Here is a 15,061-nt window from a genome sequence, read left to right on the forward strand (position 1 = left end):
ACTCGGGGTAGGGCCAGGCATACCCCCGGTCCGCCACCTGGACCGATGGCACCACCCCGGCCGCCCCTTCTACGGTGATCCGCATGCACCCTCGCACTGTGTGGCAGGCCATGGCCCGCCCGGGCTTCCTGCTGTCGCCGTGGCCCTGGCGTGCCGTCGTGTACCTCCTGACGGGCGTTCTGGCCGGTCTCGCCGTCCTCGTGTCGCTGGTGACCCTGGTGGCGGTCGGCGGGGTCCTGGCGATCGTCCTGGTCGGTCTGCCCCTGCTGGCCGTGACGGCGCTGGCCGGTGTGCCCGTGGCCGCCGTCGAGCGGCGCAGGCTGCGGCTGATCGACCGCGACCCGGCCCACGGCAGTCACGCCGAGCCCGCCGAACCGGGACTGTGGTGCTGGTTCACCACTCGCCTGCGCGAGCAGCCGACCTGGCGGGAACTCGGCTACACGCTGCTCTTCGCGGGCCTGTTGTGGCCCGCCGAGGCCCTCGTCGTCACCGTCGCCCTGCTCTTTCCGGTGTCGATGGTGGCCACCCCGCTGCTGCTGGCCACCGTCGGCGGCGGCGAGGAGACCAAGGTGCTCAAGCAGTGGACGGTCACCGACTGGCCCACCGCCTTCGGCGTCGCCGTGCTCGGCGTCCTCCTGCTGGCCGCCGGCGCCTACGTCCTCGCGGTCACCGCCGGCGCCCGCGCCGAACTGACCCGCCTGCTCATCGCCCCCCGCGACGCCGGACTCGGCGAGAAGGTCGTCGAACTCGCCCGCTCCCGCGTCCGGTTGGTCGACGCCTTCGAGGCCGAGCGGCGCCGCATCGAGCGCGATCTGCACGACGGCGCCCAGCAACGCCTGGTCGCCCTCACCATGACCCTCGGCCTGGCCCGCCTCGACGCCCCGCCCGGCCCGCTCGCCGACCAGCTCGCCAAGGCCCACGACGAGGCGGGCAGAGCCCTTGCGGAGCTGCGTGAACTCGTCCACGGCATCCACCCCAAGGTGCTCGCCGACTACGGCCTCGGCGCGGCCGTCGCCGATGCGGCAGACCGCAGCGCGGTGCCCGTCGACGTCGACCTCGACCTGCCCGGACGGCTGCCCCAAGCGGTGGAGAGCGCCGCCTACTTCGTCGTCTGCGAGGCCCTCGCCAACGTCGCCAAGCACAGCGGCGCCACCCGCGCCGCGGTCAGCGGCGGCCATGCCGAGGGGCGCCTCGTGCTCCGGGTCCACGACGACGGGCACGGCGGCGCCGACGTCGAACGCGGCAGCGGACTGACCGGTCTCGCCGACCGCGTCTCCGTCCTCGATGGCAGACTCTCCCTGTCCAGTCCGCCGGGCGGACCGACCCTGTTGCGTGTGGAGATTCCTTGCGAGTGGACCGAGGCGGCCTGACGCGCCGATCGCTCCGGGTGGTTCTGGCCGAGGACAGCGTCCTGCTGCGCGAAGGCCTCATCGGCCTGCTCGGCCGCTGCGGCCACGAGGTGGTGGCGGCCGTAGGCGACGCGACGGCCCTGGTCGCCGCCGTCGAGGAGCACGAACCCGACATCGTCGTCACCGACGTACGCATGCCGCCCGGCTTCCAGGACGAGGGCCTGCACGCGGCGGTCGCCCTGCGCGAGAAGCGGCCCGCCCTGCCCGTCCTGGTCCTCAGCCAGTACGTGCAGCGGGCCTACGCCGCCGATCTGCTCGACTCCGGCGGCGGCTCCGGCGTCGGCTACCTGTTGAAGGACCGCGTCGGTCAGGTCGCGGAGTTCGTCGACGCGCTGAGCGAGGTCGCCGACGGCGGCACCGTCGTGGACCCCGAGGTCGTACGGCAGTTGCTGCGCCGGCGCCGCGACCCGCTGGAGCGGCTCACGCCGCGCGAACGCGAGGTGCTCGCGCTCGTCGCGGAGGGCAAGTCCAACGCCGCCGTCGCCAAGGCCCTGGTCGTCTCCGAGGCCGCCGTCGGCAAGCACATCGGCTCGATCCTCGCCAAGCTGGACCTGCCCCCGGCCGAGGAGACCCACCGCCGGGTCCTGGCGGTGCTGGCCTACCTCCGGGCCTGACGCGGGAGGCCGTACAGGCCGTATAGACGGCGCATCAACCCCGTGGCGGACGCTGACGCCGCTCCGAGCGACCCCCGCCGGAGCGAGCAGCGCTCCCCACGGAGGACACCCCATGCGCCGTCGTACCGCAGCCGCGTCCCTGGCCACCGCCATGCTCGCGCTGACCGCCGCCCTGCTGCCCGCCACGGAGGCCGCCGCCGCGCCCGCCGACAAGAACGCGGTCCTCAGCGACTGGACGCAGACCGGCGCCACCAGCTACAACGCCTTCTTCGCGGCCCGCGCCGACCGGGGTGCCTGGAGCTCCTACGGTTTCGACTGGTCCACCGACCACTGCACCACCTCGCCGGACAACCCCTTCGGCTTCCCCTTCGCCAACGCCTGCGTCCGCCACGACTTCGGCTACCGCAACTACAAGGCGGCCGGCACCTTCGACGCCCACAAGTCCCGCCTGGACGACGCCTTCCACGCCGATCTCAAGCGCGTGTGTGCCACCTACTCGGGCCTGAAGAAGACCTCCTGCGACGCGACCGCCTGGACCTACTACCAGGCGGTCGACAAGCTCGGCTAGGCCGCGGTTAGGCCAGCGGCTTCGCGAAGCAGCGGCTCAGTTCGTGGAAGCGGTAGTAGCCGAACTTCGTGCACGGCTCGTAGCCGCTGGAGGTGTACAGGCCGATCGCCTCCGGCTGCTGCACCCCGGTCTCCAGCACCATGCGGGTACGGCCCGCCGCGCGCGCGTCGTCCTCCAGGGCGGCCAGCAGCCGGCGGGCCAGGCCAAGGCCGCGCATCTCCTTGATCACGAACATCCGCTTGAGCTCGGCGTCGCCGTCCTCGTTGCCCTCGCCGTTGTGGTCCTGCCGGCGCCAGCCGCCGGTGGCCACGGCCCGGCCCAGCTCGTCGTACGCGACGAGGTACACCCCGTTGGGCGGTTCGAAGTCGGCCGGTGCGAGCTCGGTGGCGTCGCCGCCGTCTCCGTAGCGCTCGTGGTACTCGGCCTGGACCTCGGCGTCGAGCTTGACGGCGTCGGGGTGGTCGAAGGAAACGCGACGTATGTGCATGCACCAAACCGTACATCTATTCGACAGGGCGGAGATTTAGACTCTGTCCAGCCTACGGGTATCGTGCCCGGGTGCTCACTGTGACCTCTGTGAATGTGAACGGGCTGCGTGCCGCCGCGAAGAAGGGCTTCGTGGAGTGGCTCGCCGCGACCGAGGCCGATGTCCTGTGCCTGCAGGAGGTGCGCGCCGAGCCGCACCAGCTGCCCGACGAGGCCGGCGCCCCGGACGGGTGGCACGTCGTGCACGCGCCCGCCGCCGCCAAGGGGCGCGCCGGCGTCTCCCTCTACACCCGCCGCGAGCCCGACCGCGTCCAGGTCGGCTTCGGCTCGGCGGAGTTCGACACCAGCGGCCGCTACGTCGAGGCCGACCTGCCCGGCGTCACCGTCGCCTCCCTCTACCTGCCCTCCGGCGAGGTCGGTACCGAGCGCCAGGACGAGAAGATCCGCTTCATGGACGAGTTCCTCGCCTACCTGAAGGACCTGCGCCGGCGGGCCGCCGCCGACGGCCGCGAGGTCGTCGTCTGCGGCGACTGGAACATCGCCCACCAGCAGGCCGACCTGAAGAACTGGCGCGCCAACCAGAAGAGCTCCGGCTTCCTGCCGGAGGAGCGGGCCTGGCTGACCCGGGTCTTCGACGAGGCCGAGGGCGGCTACGTCGACGTGGTGCGGGCGCTCCATCCGGACGTGGCGGGCCCCTACTCGTGGTGGTCGTACCGGGGGCGTGCCTTCGACAACGACTCCGGCTGGCGCATCGACCTCGCGGTCGCGACCCCGGGGCTGGCCGAGCGTGCGGTCAAGGCGTACGTGGAGCGCGCCGCCAGCCACGAGGAGCGCTGGTCGGACCACGCTCCGGTGACGGTGGTCTTCGGGACGTGACGCGCGTGCGGGGTGCCCCGGAAGGGAGGGCACCCCGCACGACGAAGGGGATCGGTCGAGCGCCGCGGCTACGCGTCGTAGTCCTGGTCGAACCGGTCCTGCTCCTCCTGGCGCATGCGCTCGGTCTCGTCGTCACGCTGCTGACCGCGCTGCTGGCCGCGCTGCTGGGCCTTCTCCTTGGCCTGCTCCGCCTTCTGCTTGGCCTGCTGCTGCCACTGCTCGGCCTTGTCCTGGAACTGGTCCTTCATACCCATGTGGGTTCACTCCCGTGGTGGGTGAGGGGGGATGAGCCCCGTGCCGGGGCCTCGACCAGACTCACACGCGGGGACAGAGCGCGCATTTCGATCAACTACGCTGCGTAGCGCGGGTTTCCTCGTCCGCCGCCCCGCCCGCGCCGACCAGCCCGATGCGCATCCCGTCCAGGCGCTCCCCGAACCGCCGCACCTCCCGCTGTCCGACCGTGCCGATCAGCCCCGGCAGATACCCGCGCACCCCCTGCATCCCGCGCAGCCACCACTGCCCGTACACATGGCTCGACCGCCGCTCGATGCCGGCCACGATCCGGTCGACCGCCGGGCCCAGCGGATAGGTCTTGTTGGCGGGCCAGGGCAGCCGCTGCCTCAGTTCGCGCATGACGTCGTCCTGGTCGGCCCCGCGCACCATGTCGGTGTCGGTCCAGGACAGGTACCCCACGCCGACCCGCACGCCCTTGTGGCCGACCTCGGCGCGCAGGCTGTGCGCGTAGGCCTCCACTCCGGACTTGGAGGCGCAGTACGCGGTCATCATCGGCGCCGGGGTGATGGCGGCCAGCGACGCGATCTGGAGCAGGTAGCCGCGGCTCTCCATCAGCACCGGCAGGAAGGCGCGGGCGGTCACCGCCGAGCCGATCAGGTTGACCTCGATCACCCGCCGCCAGGCGTCCGGGTCGGAGTCCACGAACGGACCGCCGGTCGCCACACCGGCGTTGGCGACGACGATGTCGACCTTCCCGAAGCGTTCCTTGACCTCCCGCGCCACCCGCGCCATCGCCTCGTGGTCGGTGACGTCGGCGTGCCAGTGGTCGCTGTCGCTGTGCAGCCGCTCGGAGACCTGCTTCAGCGCGTCCGGCTCCAGGCCGACCAGCGCCACCTTGGCGCCGCGCGCGGAGAGCTTGCGGGCGAGGAGTTCGCCCACGCCCCGCGCGGCGCCGGTGACGACGGCGACCTGTCCTTCGAGGCTCACCCTGCTCATGCGCTCTCCTTCGCCTGCGTGTAGGTGGTGACGAGTTCACGGATCTTCCCGGTCACCAGCTCGGGCGCCTCGACCGGGGTCATGTGGCCGGCGCCGGGCAGTTCGGTGACGCCGAGGCAGTGCGGCAGCGCGGCGGCCAGCGAGCGGGCGTGCACCGGCGGGGTGAGCCGGTCGGCCGTCCCCACGACCACGGCCGTCGGCACCCTCAACTCCCGCACCCCGTGGTCGAGGTCGAGCAGATCCAGTACGTGCGACCAGGCGTGGCGCACCTGGCGCGGGCAGGCGTGGACGATACGGGCGCACGCCTCGACCATGTGCGGCGCCGAACCGGGGCCCATGGTCCCGTACTTGAGGATCCGCCGGGCCACCGGCGTGACCGGGCCGAGCGGTGCCCGGGAGCCGAGGATGTGCTTGGTCAGCCAGGTGCGCAGCCGGCCGGGCCGCATCGGTACGACGGTGGACTCGGCGACCAGCCGGGAGGAGCCGGTGCTGCACAGCAGGACGGCGGCGGCGTGCTCCCGGAAGGCCGGCCGGGTGGCCGCGGCCATGACCGTCATCCCGCCCATGGAGTGACCGGCGATCACGGCCTTCTCGCCGGGCGCGAGGGCGGCTTCGAGTACGGCTTCCAGGTCGTCGGCGAGCGCGTCGGCGCTGCACGCCGGGCTCGCCGGGCTGCGTCCGTGGCCGCGCTGGTCGTAGGCGACGACCCGGTGGTCGGCGGCCAGGTCCCGGATCTGCGCCGCCCAGAACGCCGTGGAGCAGGTCCAGCCGTGGGCGAGGACGACGGCGGGGGCGCCCTCGGGGCCGTGCACCTCGACGTGCAGGCGGGCGCCGTCGGCGGAGACGGCGGTGAGCCGGCGGGCGGGGGCGGGCGGGGCGTAGGGGCCGGAGGCGACGTGCAGGAGGCGGCTCACGCGGTCGTCACCTCCTCCTTGACCCGGGCGCGCAGCACCTCGTACTCGGCGAGGTCGACCCGGCGGGTCGCGCGCCGGAACTCGGCGGTGGTGCCCGGCCAGACGGTGGTGTTGCGGCCGTTGGCGTCCAGGTACCAGCTGGTGCAGCCGCCGGTGTTCCACACCGTGCGCTTCATGCGCTCCTGCACCCGGTGGTTCCAGGCCTGGACGGCCGAGGCGCGGGCGTCGAGGGCGACCCGGCCGCCGAGGACGTCCAACTGCCGTACGTAGTCGGCCAGGTAGTTCAGCTGGGACTCGATCATCAGGATCATGGAGGAGTTCCCGAGGCCGGTGTTGGGGCCGATGATCGTCATCCAGTTGGGGAATCCGGCGGCGGAGGCGCCGCGCAGGGCCGCCATGCCGTCCTTCCAGCTCTCGGCGAGGGTCTGCCCGTCCGCGCCGACGACGCGTTCGGCGATGGGCATGTCGGTGACGTGGAAGCCGGTGCCGAAGACGATCGCGTCGACCTCGGCCTCGGTGCCGTCGGCGGCCACCACGGTCGAGCCGCGGACCTCGCTGAGGCCGCTGGCGACGACGTCGACGTTGGGCTTCGTGAGCGCCGGGTAGTACTCGCTGCTGAGCAGGATCCGCTTGCAGCCGATGCGGTAGTCGGGGGTGAGCTTGGCGCGCAGGGCCGGGTCCTTGATGGCACGGGCCATGTTCTGCTTGGCGAGCCGCTCGACCAGGCCCAGTTCGTTCGGGTGCTTGGTGAACGCCTGGACCTGCAACTCCCGGATGCCCCACAGCAGTCCGCGGCGGGCGGCGGCGGTGAAGGGCAGCTGCCGGTGCAGCCAGCGCTCCGCGCGGCTGATCGGGCGGTCCATGCGGGGCATCACCCAGGGCGGGGTGCGCTGGAAGAGGGTGAGCCGCTCGGTGAGGGGCTGGATCGCCGGGACGATCTGGATGGCGGAGGCGCCCGTGCCGACCATGGCGACGCGCTTGCCGCGCAGGTCGTAGTCGTGGTCCCAGCGGGCGGAGTGGAAGACCTTGCCGGGGAAGGTGTCCAGGCCCGGGATGTCCGGCACCTTGGGGTCGGACAGCGGGCCGGTGGCGGAGACCACGAGGTCGGCCGAGAGGTTCCCGCCGGTGGTCTCGATGTCCCAGCGCAGCCGCTCGGCGTTCCAGGCCATCCGCTTGACCTCGGAGTTCAGCCGGAGGTGCGGGCGCAGCCGGAAGACGTCCGCGACGTGCTCCAGGTAGGCGCGGATGTGCTCCTGGCCGGAGAAGGTGCGCGGCCAGTCGGGGTTGGGGGCGAAGGAGAAGGAGTACAGGTGGGACGGTACGTCGCAGGCGCAGCCGGGGTAGCTGTTGTCGCGCCAGGTGCCGCCGACGCTGTCCGCCCGTTCCAGGATCACGAAGTCGGTGACGCCCTCGCGCCGCAGCCGGACCGCGGCTCCGAGGCCGCCGAACCCGGACCCCACCACCGCCACTCGTACATGCTCGTGCTCGGTCATCCCGACGCCCTCCACAGACCCGACGACTCTGCCAGTGAATACTGGCGCAATGGGGAGGGTAGAGCAGCTCCGTACTCATGGGTAGGGGGCGGGGCCAGGAAAGTTACCGGGGGTACGACATAGGCTGCGGGCGTGACGGAGAAGCGCGAATACCGCATGGCGGACCTGGCCAGGGAGGCCGGCATCACGGTGCGCACCCTGCGCTTCTACCGCGAACGCGGGCTCATCGCGCCGCCGCGCCGCGAGGGCCGTATCGCCTGGTACGACGACCACCACCTGGCCCGGCTGCGCACGATCGCGGCGCTGCTGGAGCGCGGCCACACCCTCAGCGGCATCGCGGAGCTGGCGGAGGCCCTCGACCACGGCCGGGACGTCGCCGACCTGCTCGGCGTCGCCCCCACCGAGGAGGAGCCGGTCCGGCTGACCCCCGAGGAACTCGCCGCCCGCTTCGAGGGCCAGGTCACCGCCGAGAACCTCGCCGCCGCCCTCGACCTCGGGTACCTCGGCACCGACGGCGACGAGATCGTCCACGTCAGCCGCCGCCTGCTGGACGTCTCGGCCGCCCTGGTCCGCGAGGGCATCCCGCTCGCGGACGTCCTGGCCGCCGGCAAGCGCGTGCGGGAACACGTGGACGCCCTCGCCGAACTCTTCGCCGACGTGGTCCTGCGCCACGCGCCGGAGGAGGACCTCCACCGCCTGCGTCCGCTGGCCCGGAGCGTGGTCGACGCGGAGTTGTCGCTGGCGCTGGACCGCAGGCTGCGGAAGCCGTCCTGAGCGCTCCGCCGGAAGGGCCGCGTGGTGCCGTCGTTCGGCTGCGGCGCCGTTGTGGCCGGTCGCGCCCACGCGGCGGTAGCCGCATGTCGAATACAGCCCCGCGCCCCTTGAGGGCGCTGCCGGAGAGCCCTCTTCCTTCAGGAGCGCGGCGGCAGCTTCGGCCGTGACCGGTCCGGTACGTGCGCGTACCCCGGCGGGGTCGCCGGCGGGTTGGTCTCCAGCAGGTCCAGGGCCAGCCGCACCGCGTCGTCGAGCTGGGCGTGGCGGCCCTCCGCCCAGTCCAGCGGGGTGCGCAGGGCCTCCAGGTCGGGGGTGACGCCCTTGTTCTCGATCGACCAGCCGTACGCGTCGAACCAGGCCGCGTTCATCGGCACCGTGATCACCGTGCCGTCGCCCAGCGAGTGACGGCCGGTCATGCCGACCACGCCGCCCCAGGTGCGCTGCCCGACCACCGGGCCGAGCTTCAGCAGCTTGAACGCCGCGGTGATCATGTCGCCGTCGGAGGAGGTCGCCTCGTCCGCGAGGGCGACCACCGGACCCCGCGGCGCGCTGGAGGCGTACGACACCGGCTGGGCGTCGCGGGTGAGGTCCCAGCCGAGGATCGTGCGCGACAGCTTCTCCACCACCAGCTCGCTGATGTGGCCGCCCGCGTTGCCCCGCACGTCGACGATGAGGGCCGGCCGGGAGACCTCCATGCGCAGATCCCGGTTGAACTGGGCCCAGCCCGAGCCGCCCATGTCGGGGATGTGCAGATAGCCGCACCGGCCCCCGCTCAACTCCCGTACCACCTCACGGCGTTTGGCCACCCAGTCCTGGTAGCGCAGGGGGCGTTCGTCGATGAGGGGGACGACCGCGACCCTCCGGGCGCGTCCCTCCCCCTCCGCCGGGGTGAAGGTCAGCTCCACCGTCGTACCGCCCGCTCCCGCCAGCAGCGGGTACGGCCCCGTCACCGGGTCCACCGGGCGGCCGTCGACGTGGGTGAGCACCGCGCCCTCGCGGATGCCCGTACCGGCCAGCGGGGAACGGGCCTTGGAGTCGGAGGAGTCGCCGGGCAGGATCCGCTTGACCGTCCAACCGGCCTCGCGGCGCACGAAGTTGGCGCCGAGCAGGCCCTGGCGGCGCTGGTAGTGCGGCGGGCCCTCGTCGCGGCGGGCGGGGGAGACGTAGGCGTGGGAGGTGCCCAGCTCGCCGAGGACCTCGCGCAGCAGATCCGCGAACTCGTCCGGGGACGCCACGCGTTCGACCAGCGGGCGGTACTGCGCCAGCACCGCGTCCCAGTCGATGCCGCACATCCCCGGGTCCCAGAAGTAGGCGCGGATGAGCCGGCCCGCCTCCTCGTACGCCTGGCGCCACTCGGCGGCCGGATCGACCTCGTGCAGGATGCGGCGGGCGTCGATCCACACCGTGGAGTCGCTGTCGCCGAGTTCGTTCGCGGGCACCGCCCGCAGCTCGCCCTCGTCCACCACGACCAGCCGGCTGCCGTCGCCGCTGACCGCGAACCAGTCGAGGTGGTCCACGAGTTCGGACTTCTTCGCCTTGCTGATGTGGAAGTGTTCGAGGGTCGGCCGGCCGCTGGTGTCGTCCGGGTTGGCGAACGTCTCGCCCAGCGCGCCCGAGATCGGCCAGCGCAGCCAGACCAGACCGCCGCCCGCGACCGGGTACAGCGCCGAGTACTTGGAGGCGGCGACCGGGAACGGCGTCACCCGGCTCTCCAGCCCCTCGACCTCCACGGTCACCGCCCCGCCGTCGCCGCTCCCGTCCTCCGCCGGGTCCAGTCCGCCGGCGGCCGGGCGGCCCTCCGGGTTCAGCGCGAAGGGGGAGGGCGTGGCCGAGGAGAGTGGGACCAGATAGGGGCGGCAGCCGAGCGGGAAGGACAGGTCGCCGGTGTGGACGTCGTAGACCGGGTCGAAGCCGCGCCAGGAGAGGAACGCCAGGTAGCGGCCGTCGCTGGTGAAGACCGGGTTCTCGTCCTCGAAGCGGCCGTTGGTGACGTCGACGACGTAACGGTCCTTGATCCTGGCCATCTTGATCTGGCGCAGCGAGCGGCCGATGCCCGGGTGGGACCAGGTCAGCCAGGCGCCGTCGGGGGAGAAGGCCAGGTCGCGGACGGGGCCGTTGATCGACCGGATCAGCTCCGTGACCTCGCCGTTGGAGTCCTCGGTGGCGTCGCCGTCGGACTCCTCGGTCCCCGCGGCGGCAGCCGCGTCGTCGGACACCGTGATGAGGAGCAGCCGTCCGTCGTGGGAGGCGAGGGCGAGGCGTTCGCCCCGCGGGTCGGCGACCAGCTCCAGCACCCGGCCCAGCTCGCCCGAGGCCAGCCTGCGCGGCGCGCGGTCGCCGGTGGCCCGGGGCAGGGAGGCGATCTCGACGGCGTCCTCGCCCTCGGCGTCGGTGACGTAGGCGATCCGCCCGGTCGCGCCGAGCATCTCCGGGAGCCGCACCCGTACCCCCGGGGTGTCGGTGAGGGTGCGGGCCGGGCCGTCGCGGTGGGTGAGCCAGTACAGGCTGCCGCGCACCACGACGGCGCTCGCCCGGCCCGTCTCGTCCACGGAGATGCCGTCGAGGTGCTGGGCGGCGGGCACCTGGTAGCGGCGCCGGCCCGCGCGCGGGCTGCTCAGCCGCACCTCCAGCCTGCGCGGTTCGGCGTCGAGGCCGTCGACGATCCACAGGTCGCCCGCGCACTGGTAGACCACCCGGGTGCCGTCGCTGGAGGCGTGCCGGGCGTAGAAGGCGTCGTGGTCGGTGTGCCGGCGCAGGTCGGAGCCGTCGTGGGCGCAGGAGTAGAGGTTGCCGATGCCCTCGTGGTCGGAGAGGAAGGCGATCCGGTCGCCGACGAACATGGGGGAGTGGAGGTGGCCCTCCAGGTCGGCGAGCAGCCGCTGCCCGTGCAGCCACAGGCGGCCCGTGGCGCCGCCCCGGTAGCGCTTCCAGGCGGCCGGCTCGTGCGGTGGGGTGCCCGTCAGCAGCAGGGTCTGACGGCCGGCGACCTGGATGTCGGAGACCGGCCCCCAGGGCAGCTTGCGGCCCGGGGAGCCGTCGGGGGTGACCTTGTACGCCCAGGTGAAGTACGAGAAGGGCTCGCCGTGGGAGGTGACGGCGAGGATGTCGCCCTCCTCCGTCCAGCCGGTGACCTGGGTGTCGGCGCTGCCCCAGTGGGTGAGCCGGCGCCCCGGCCCGCCGTCCACCGGGACCAGATGGATCTCGGGGGCGAGGCTGCGCCAGCTCGTGTACGCGATGTGGCGGCCGTCGGGCGAGAAGCGCGGGTGGCCGGCCTTGGTGCGGTCGACGGTGAGCCGCCGGGCGCGGTCCGGCTCGCTCAGGGGGGCCAGCCAGAGGTCGTCCTCGGCCACGAAGCACAGCAGGTCACCGTTGATGTGGGGCAGGCGCAGATAGCTCACCTCCCCATGCTTTTCCGGGGGATGGGCCCCAGCAACTCGTGTCGTGACCCAGAACACGTACGAAACCGTTTCGTTTCGCTTGGGTTCTGCGTTACATTCGTTCCGTACGAAACAGTGTCGCTCGCGTTCGTTTCATGGTGTTCGCGGTCGTTTCCGCACGGAGGACGGGAAAGGGAGTGGCTCCATGGCCGAGGTGGCAACAGCGCGCCGCAGCCGGATCACACCCGAGCGCGAGGCCGAGCTCTACGAGGCCGTCCTCGCCCTGCTCCGTGAAGTCGGCTACGACGCCCTGACCATGGACGCGGTCGCCGCGCGCACCAAGTCCAGCAAGGCCACGCTCTACCGCCAGTGGGGCGGCAAGGCCGAACTGGTGGCGAAGGCCGTACGGCACACCAAGCCGGGCGGCATCGGCCTCGGCGACATCGACACCGGGTCGCTCAAGGGCGACCTGCACGCCCTCACCCGGCGCTCGGACGACTGCGACATGGAGCAGAACTCCGCGCTGATGCGAGGGCTCGCCATGGCCGTGCACGGCAACCCGGACCTCCTGCGGGCGTTCCGGGAGCATCTCGTCGAGCCGGAGATGACGGCGTTCCGTCGCGTGGTGCAACGGGCGGTCGACCGGGGCGAGGTCCGTGCGGACAACCCCGCGATCGACTACATGATGCACATGATGCTCGGCGCGTTCGCCGCCCGCACGATGATCGACGAGCTGCCGCCGACGCAGGCCTTCCTCATCTCGTACATCGACGCCGTGGTCCTCCCCGCCCTCGGCGTTCCGACCGACTGAACCGTCACTGGGGGCCTGAGAGGTCCCCGGCGGATCCGAGAAGTCCCCAGCGGATCCGAGGAGTCCTCAGCGGATCCGAAAGGTCCCCAGCGGATCCGAGAAGTCCCCAGCAAGCCCATTCCACCTGACGTCACCGCTCACGTCGCCGGGCTGATCACCCCTGCCCAGAACACCCCATCGACATGACCGGGAGTACGCCTCCGTGGCCACGTTCCTCTACAAGCTCGGCCGACTCGCCTTCAGGCGTCGGCACTTCGTCGCCCTGATCTGGGTGGCCCTGCTGACGCTCGCGGGCGTCGGCGCCGCCTCCGCGCCCACCGCCGGCAGCGCCTCCTTCTCCATCCCCGGCACCGAGGCCCAGAAGGCCTTCGACCTGCTGGAGGAACGATTCCCCGGTTCGAGTGCCGACGGAGCGACCGCACGCGTCGTCTTCCAGGCCCCCGACGGACAGAAGCTGTCGTCCGCCGCGCACAAGGCGGCCGTCGAGGACACCGTCAAGGAACTGGGCAACGGCTCCGAGGTCGTCTCCGTCACCGACCCCTTCAAGACGGACTCCGTCTCCAAGGACGGCACCGTCGGCTACGCCCAGGTCCGCTACGAGGTCTCCGGCATGGAGCTCCAGGAGTCCTCCAAGGAGGCCCTGGAGCACGCCGCCGACGACGCCCGCGCGTCCGGGCTGACCGTCGAGATCGGCGGTGACGCGCTCCAGGCCACGCCCGAGACCGGCTCCACCGAGATCATCGGCATCGCGGTCGCCGCCGTCGTCCTCGTCATCACCCTGGGTTCGCTGGTCGCGGCAGGTCTGCCGCTGCTGACGGCGCTCATCGGCGTGGGCATCGGCGTCTCCACGATCACCGCCCTCGCCAACGCGCTGGACCTCGGCTCGACCACCTCCACGCTGGCCATGATGATCGGCCTCGCCGTCGGCATCGACTACGCGCTGTTCATCGTCTCCCGCTACCGCGCGGAACTGGCCGAGGGCCGGGACCGCGAGGAGGCGGTCGGCCGGGCCACCGGCACGGCCGGGTCCGCGGTGGTCTTCGCCGGCCTCACGGTCGTGATCGCTCTGGTGGGCCTCTCCGTCGTCAACATCCCGATGCTGACGAAGATGGGCATCGCCGCGGCCGGCACGGTCGTCATCGCCGTCCTGATCGCGCTGACCATGATCCCCGCGCTGCTCGGCTACGCGGGCCGCAAGGTCCAGCCGGCGGGCGCGAAGAGCAAGCTGTTCGGCCGCGGAAAGGCTGCCTCCGGGGACAAGCCGGCCAAGCCCAACATGGGCACCCGCTGGGCGAGCTTCGTCGTCCGCCGCCCCGTCGCCGTCCTGCTCCTCGGCGTCGTAGGCCTCGGCGCCGCCGCGGTCCCGGTCGGCTCCCTGGAGCTGGGCCTGCCCGACGACGGCTCGCAGCCCACCTCCACCACCCAGCGCCGCGCCTACGACCTGCTGTCCGAGGGCTTCGGCCCCGGTTTCAACGGCCCGTTCCTGGTCGTCGGCGACGCGAAGGACAGCGCCGACCCGAAGGCCGCCGCGACCGAGGTGGCCGACGGGATCAAGGACCTGGACGGCGTGGTCACGGTGACCCCGGCGACGTTCAACAAGGCCGGGGACACCTTCACCATCACCGTGATCCCCGACTCCAAGCCCTCCTCCACCCAGACCGAAGACCTCGTCCACACCATCCGGGACACCGGCGCGGACATCAAGGCCGACACCGGTACCGAGGTGCTGGTCAGCGGCACCACGGCGATGAACATCGACTTCTCGCAGAAGATGAACGACGCGCTGATCCCGTATCTCGCGCTCGTCGTGGGCCTCGCCTTCCTGCTGCTGATCGCGGTGTTCCGCTCCATCCTGGTCCCGCTGAAGGCGGCCCTCGGCTTCCTGCTCAGCGTGCTCGCCGCGCTCGGCGCCGTCGTCGCGGTCTTCCAGTGGGGCTGGCTGTCCGGCCTCATGGGCGTCGAGGAGACCGGCCCGATCATGTCGATGATGCCGATCTTCATGGTCGGCGTGGTCTTCGGCCTCGCCATGGACTACGAGGTGTTCCTCGTGACCCGGATGCGCGAGGCCTACGTCCACGGCGAGAGCCCCGGCCAGGCCGTGGTGACCGGCTTCAAGCACGGCGCACGGGTGGTCACCGCCGCCGCCGTGATCATGATGGCCGTCTTCGCGGGCTTCATCGGCTCCTCCGAGTCGATGGTGAAGATGATCGGCTTCGGCCTGGCCGTCGCGGTCTTCTTCGACGCGTTCGTCGTCCGCATGGCGATCGTCCCGGCGGTGCTGGCCCTGCTCGGCACCAAGGCCTGGTGGCTGCCGAAGTGGCTGGACCGCGCCCTGCCCAACGTCGACGTCGAGGGCGAGGGCCTCAAGGCCGCGGCCGAGGCCCACGCGGACGCGGACAAGGAGCTGGTACGCGCCTGACGCACCGCGTCCGCCGCAGGACCGGCCGGTGAGGGCTCCGTGGGGACGGGGGCGCCCTCACCGGCTGCCTTGTGCACGCGGGCACGCGGC

At 72.3% G+C, this 15,061-nt stretch carries 13 protein-coding genes; 7 read left to right on the top strand and 6 right to left on the bottom strand.

All coding sequences use genetic code 11. The features are described from left to right. Positions 1 to 110: 110 nt before the first annotated feature. The 3 genes from ICC28_RS18950 (at position 111) to ICC28_RS18960 (ending at position 2,591) form a co-directional block, all read left to right on the top strand. A complete protein-coding gene (locus ICC28_RS18950; RefSeq protein ID WP_188289967.1) occupies positions 111 to 1,370 on the top strand; it encodes a sensor histidine kinase in 1,260 nt (419 codons plus the stop codon). After that, positions 1,352 to 2,023: a response regulator gene (locus ICC28_RS18955; protein ID WP_188289966.1), complete on the top strand. Its 672-nt coding sequence runs from the start codon at positions 1,352 to 1,354 to the stop codon at positions 2,021 to 2,023. Before ICC28_RS18950 ends, ICC28_RS18955 begins: the two co-directional genes overlap by 19 nt. Before the next feature lie 112 nt (positions 2,024 to 2,135). After that, on the top strand, positions 2,136 to 2,591 hold the full coding sequence (locus tag ICC28_RS18960; protein ID WP_188289797.1) for a phospholipase: 456 nt from the start codon (positions 2,136 to 2,138) through the stop codon (positions 2,589 to 2,591). A 7-nt stretch (positions 2,592 to 2,598) separates the two neighbouring features. Here the strand turns inward: ICC28_RS18960 and ICC28_RS18965 are convergent, their stop codons facing one another. Then, positions 2,599 to 3,078, bottom strand: coding sequence for a GNAT family N-acetyltransferase (locus tag ICC28_RS18965; protein ID WP_188289798.1), 480 nt, complete (start codon positions 3,076 to 3,078; stop codon positions 2,599 to 2,601). A gap of 71 nt (positions 3,079 to 3,149) precedes the next feature. Between ICC28_RS18965 and ICC28_RS18970 the strand changes: the two genes are divergently transcribed. Further along, positions 3,150 to 3,953: an exodeoxyribonuclease III gene (locus ICC28_RS18970; protein ID WP_188289799.1), complete on the top strand. Its 804-nt coding sequence runs from the start codon at positions 3,150 to 3,152 to the stop codon at positions 3,951 to 3,953. Between the two features lie 68 nt (positions 3,954 to 4,021). On the opposite strand, the gene ICC28_RS18975 is transcribed toward ICC28_RS18970, so the two are convergent. The 4 genes from ICC28_RS18975 to ICC28_RS18990 all read right to left on the bottom strand — a co-directional run bounded on the left by ICC28_RS18975 (position 4,022) and on the right by ICC28_RS18990 (position 7,590). Beyond that, positions 4,022 to 4,207 carry a hypothetical protein gene (locus ICC28_RS18975; protein ID WP_188289800.1) on the bottom strand — a complete coding sequence of 62 codons (186 nt, stop codon included), beginning with the start codon at positions 4,205 to 4,207 and terminating at the stop codon, positions 4,022 to 4,024. A gap of 91 nt (positions 4,208 to 4,298) precedes the next feature. After that, complete coding sequence (locus tag ICC28_RS18980) at positions 4,299 to 5,183, bottom strand: SDR family oxidoreductase (RefSeq protein WP_188289801.1); 885 nt, start codon at positions 5,181 to 5,183, stop codon at positions 4,299 to 4,301. Continuing rightward, positions 5,180 to 6,097, bottom strand: coding sequence for an alpha/beta fold hydrolase (locus ICC28_RS18985; protein WP_188289802.1), 918 nt, complete (start codon positions 6,095 to 6,097; stop codon positions 5,180 to 5,182). Before ICC28_RS18985 ends, ICC28_RS18980 begins: the two co-directional genes overlap by 4 nt. Then, complete coding sequence (locus ICC28_RS18990) at positions 6,094 to 7,590, bottom strand: flavin-containing monooxygenase (protein WP_188289803.1); 1,497 nt, start codon at positions 7,588 to 7,590, stop codon at positions 6,094 to 6,096. Before ICC28_RS18990 ends, ICC28_RS18985 begins: the two co-directional genes overlap by 4 nt. 132 nt (positions 7,591 to 7,722) lie before the next feature. Here ICC28_RS18990 and ICC28_RS18995 point away from each other — a divergent pair, with 132 nt between their 5' ends. Then, complete coding sequence (locus tag ICC28_RS18995) at positions 7,723 to 8,364, top strand: MerR family transcriptional regulator (protein ID WP_188289804.1); 642 nt, start codon at positions 7,723 to 7,725, stop codon at positions 8,362 to 8,364. 137 nt (positions 8,365 to 8,501) lie between these two features. Here the strand turns inward: ICC28_RS18995 and ICC28_RS19000 are convergent, their stop codons facing one another. After that, on the bottom strand, positions 8,502 to 11,762 hold the full coding sequence (locus ICC28_RS19000; protein WP_188289805.1) for a S41 family peptidase: 3,261 nt from the start codon (positions 11,760 to 11,762) through the stop codon (positions 8,502 to 8,504). A 184-nt stretch (positions 11,763 to 11,946) separates the two neighbouring features. Between ICC28_RS19000 and ICC28_RS19005 the strand changes: the two genes are divergently transcribed. Together ICC28_RS19005 and ICC28_RS19010 are read left to right on the top strand one after the other, a co-directional pair. Next, positions 11,947 to 12,552, top strand: coding sequence for a TetR/AcrR family transcriptional regulator (locus ICC28_RS19005; protein ID WP_188289806.1), 606 nt, complete (start codon positions 11,947 to 11,949; stop codon positions 12,550 to 12,552). A gap of 202 nt (positions 12,553 to 12,754) precedes the next feature. After that, entirely contained in the window at positions 12,755 to 14,971 is a 2,217-nt protein-coding gene (locus tag ICC28_RS19010; RefSeq protein WP_188289807.1) for an MMPL family transporter, read from the top strand. Positions 14,972 to 15,061 lie beyond the last annotated feature (90 nt).

Origin of the sequence: Streptomyces sp. TRM68416, assembly GCF_014596915.1 — a bacterium.
Classification (GTDB): Bacteria; Actinomycetota; Actinomycetes; order Streptomycetales; family Streptomycetaceae; genus Streptomyces.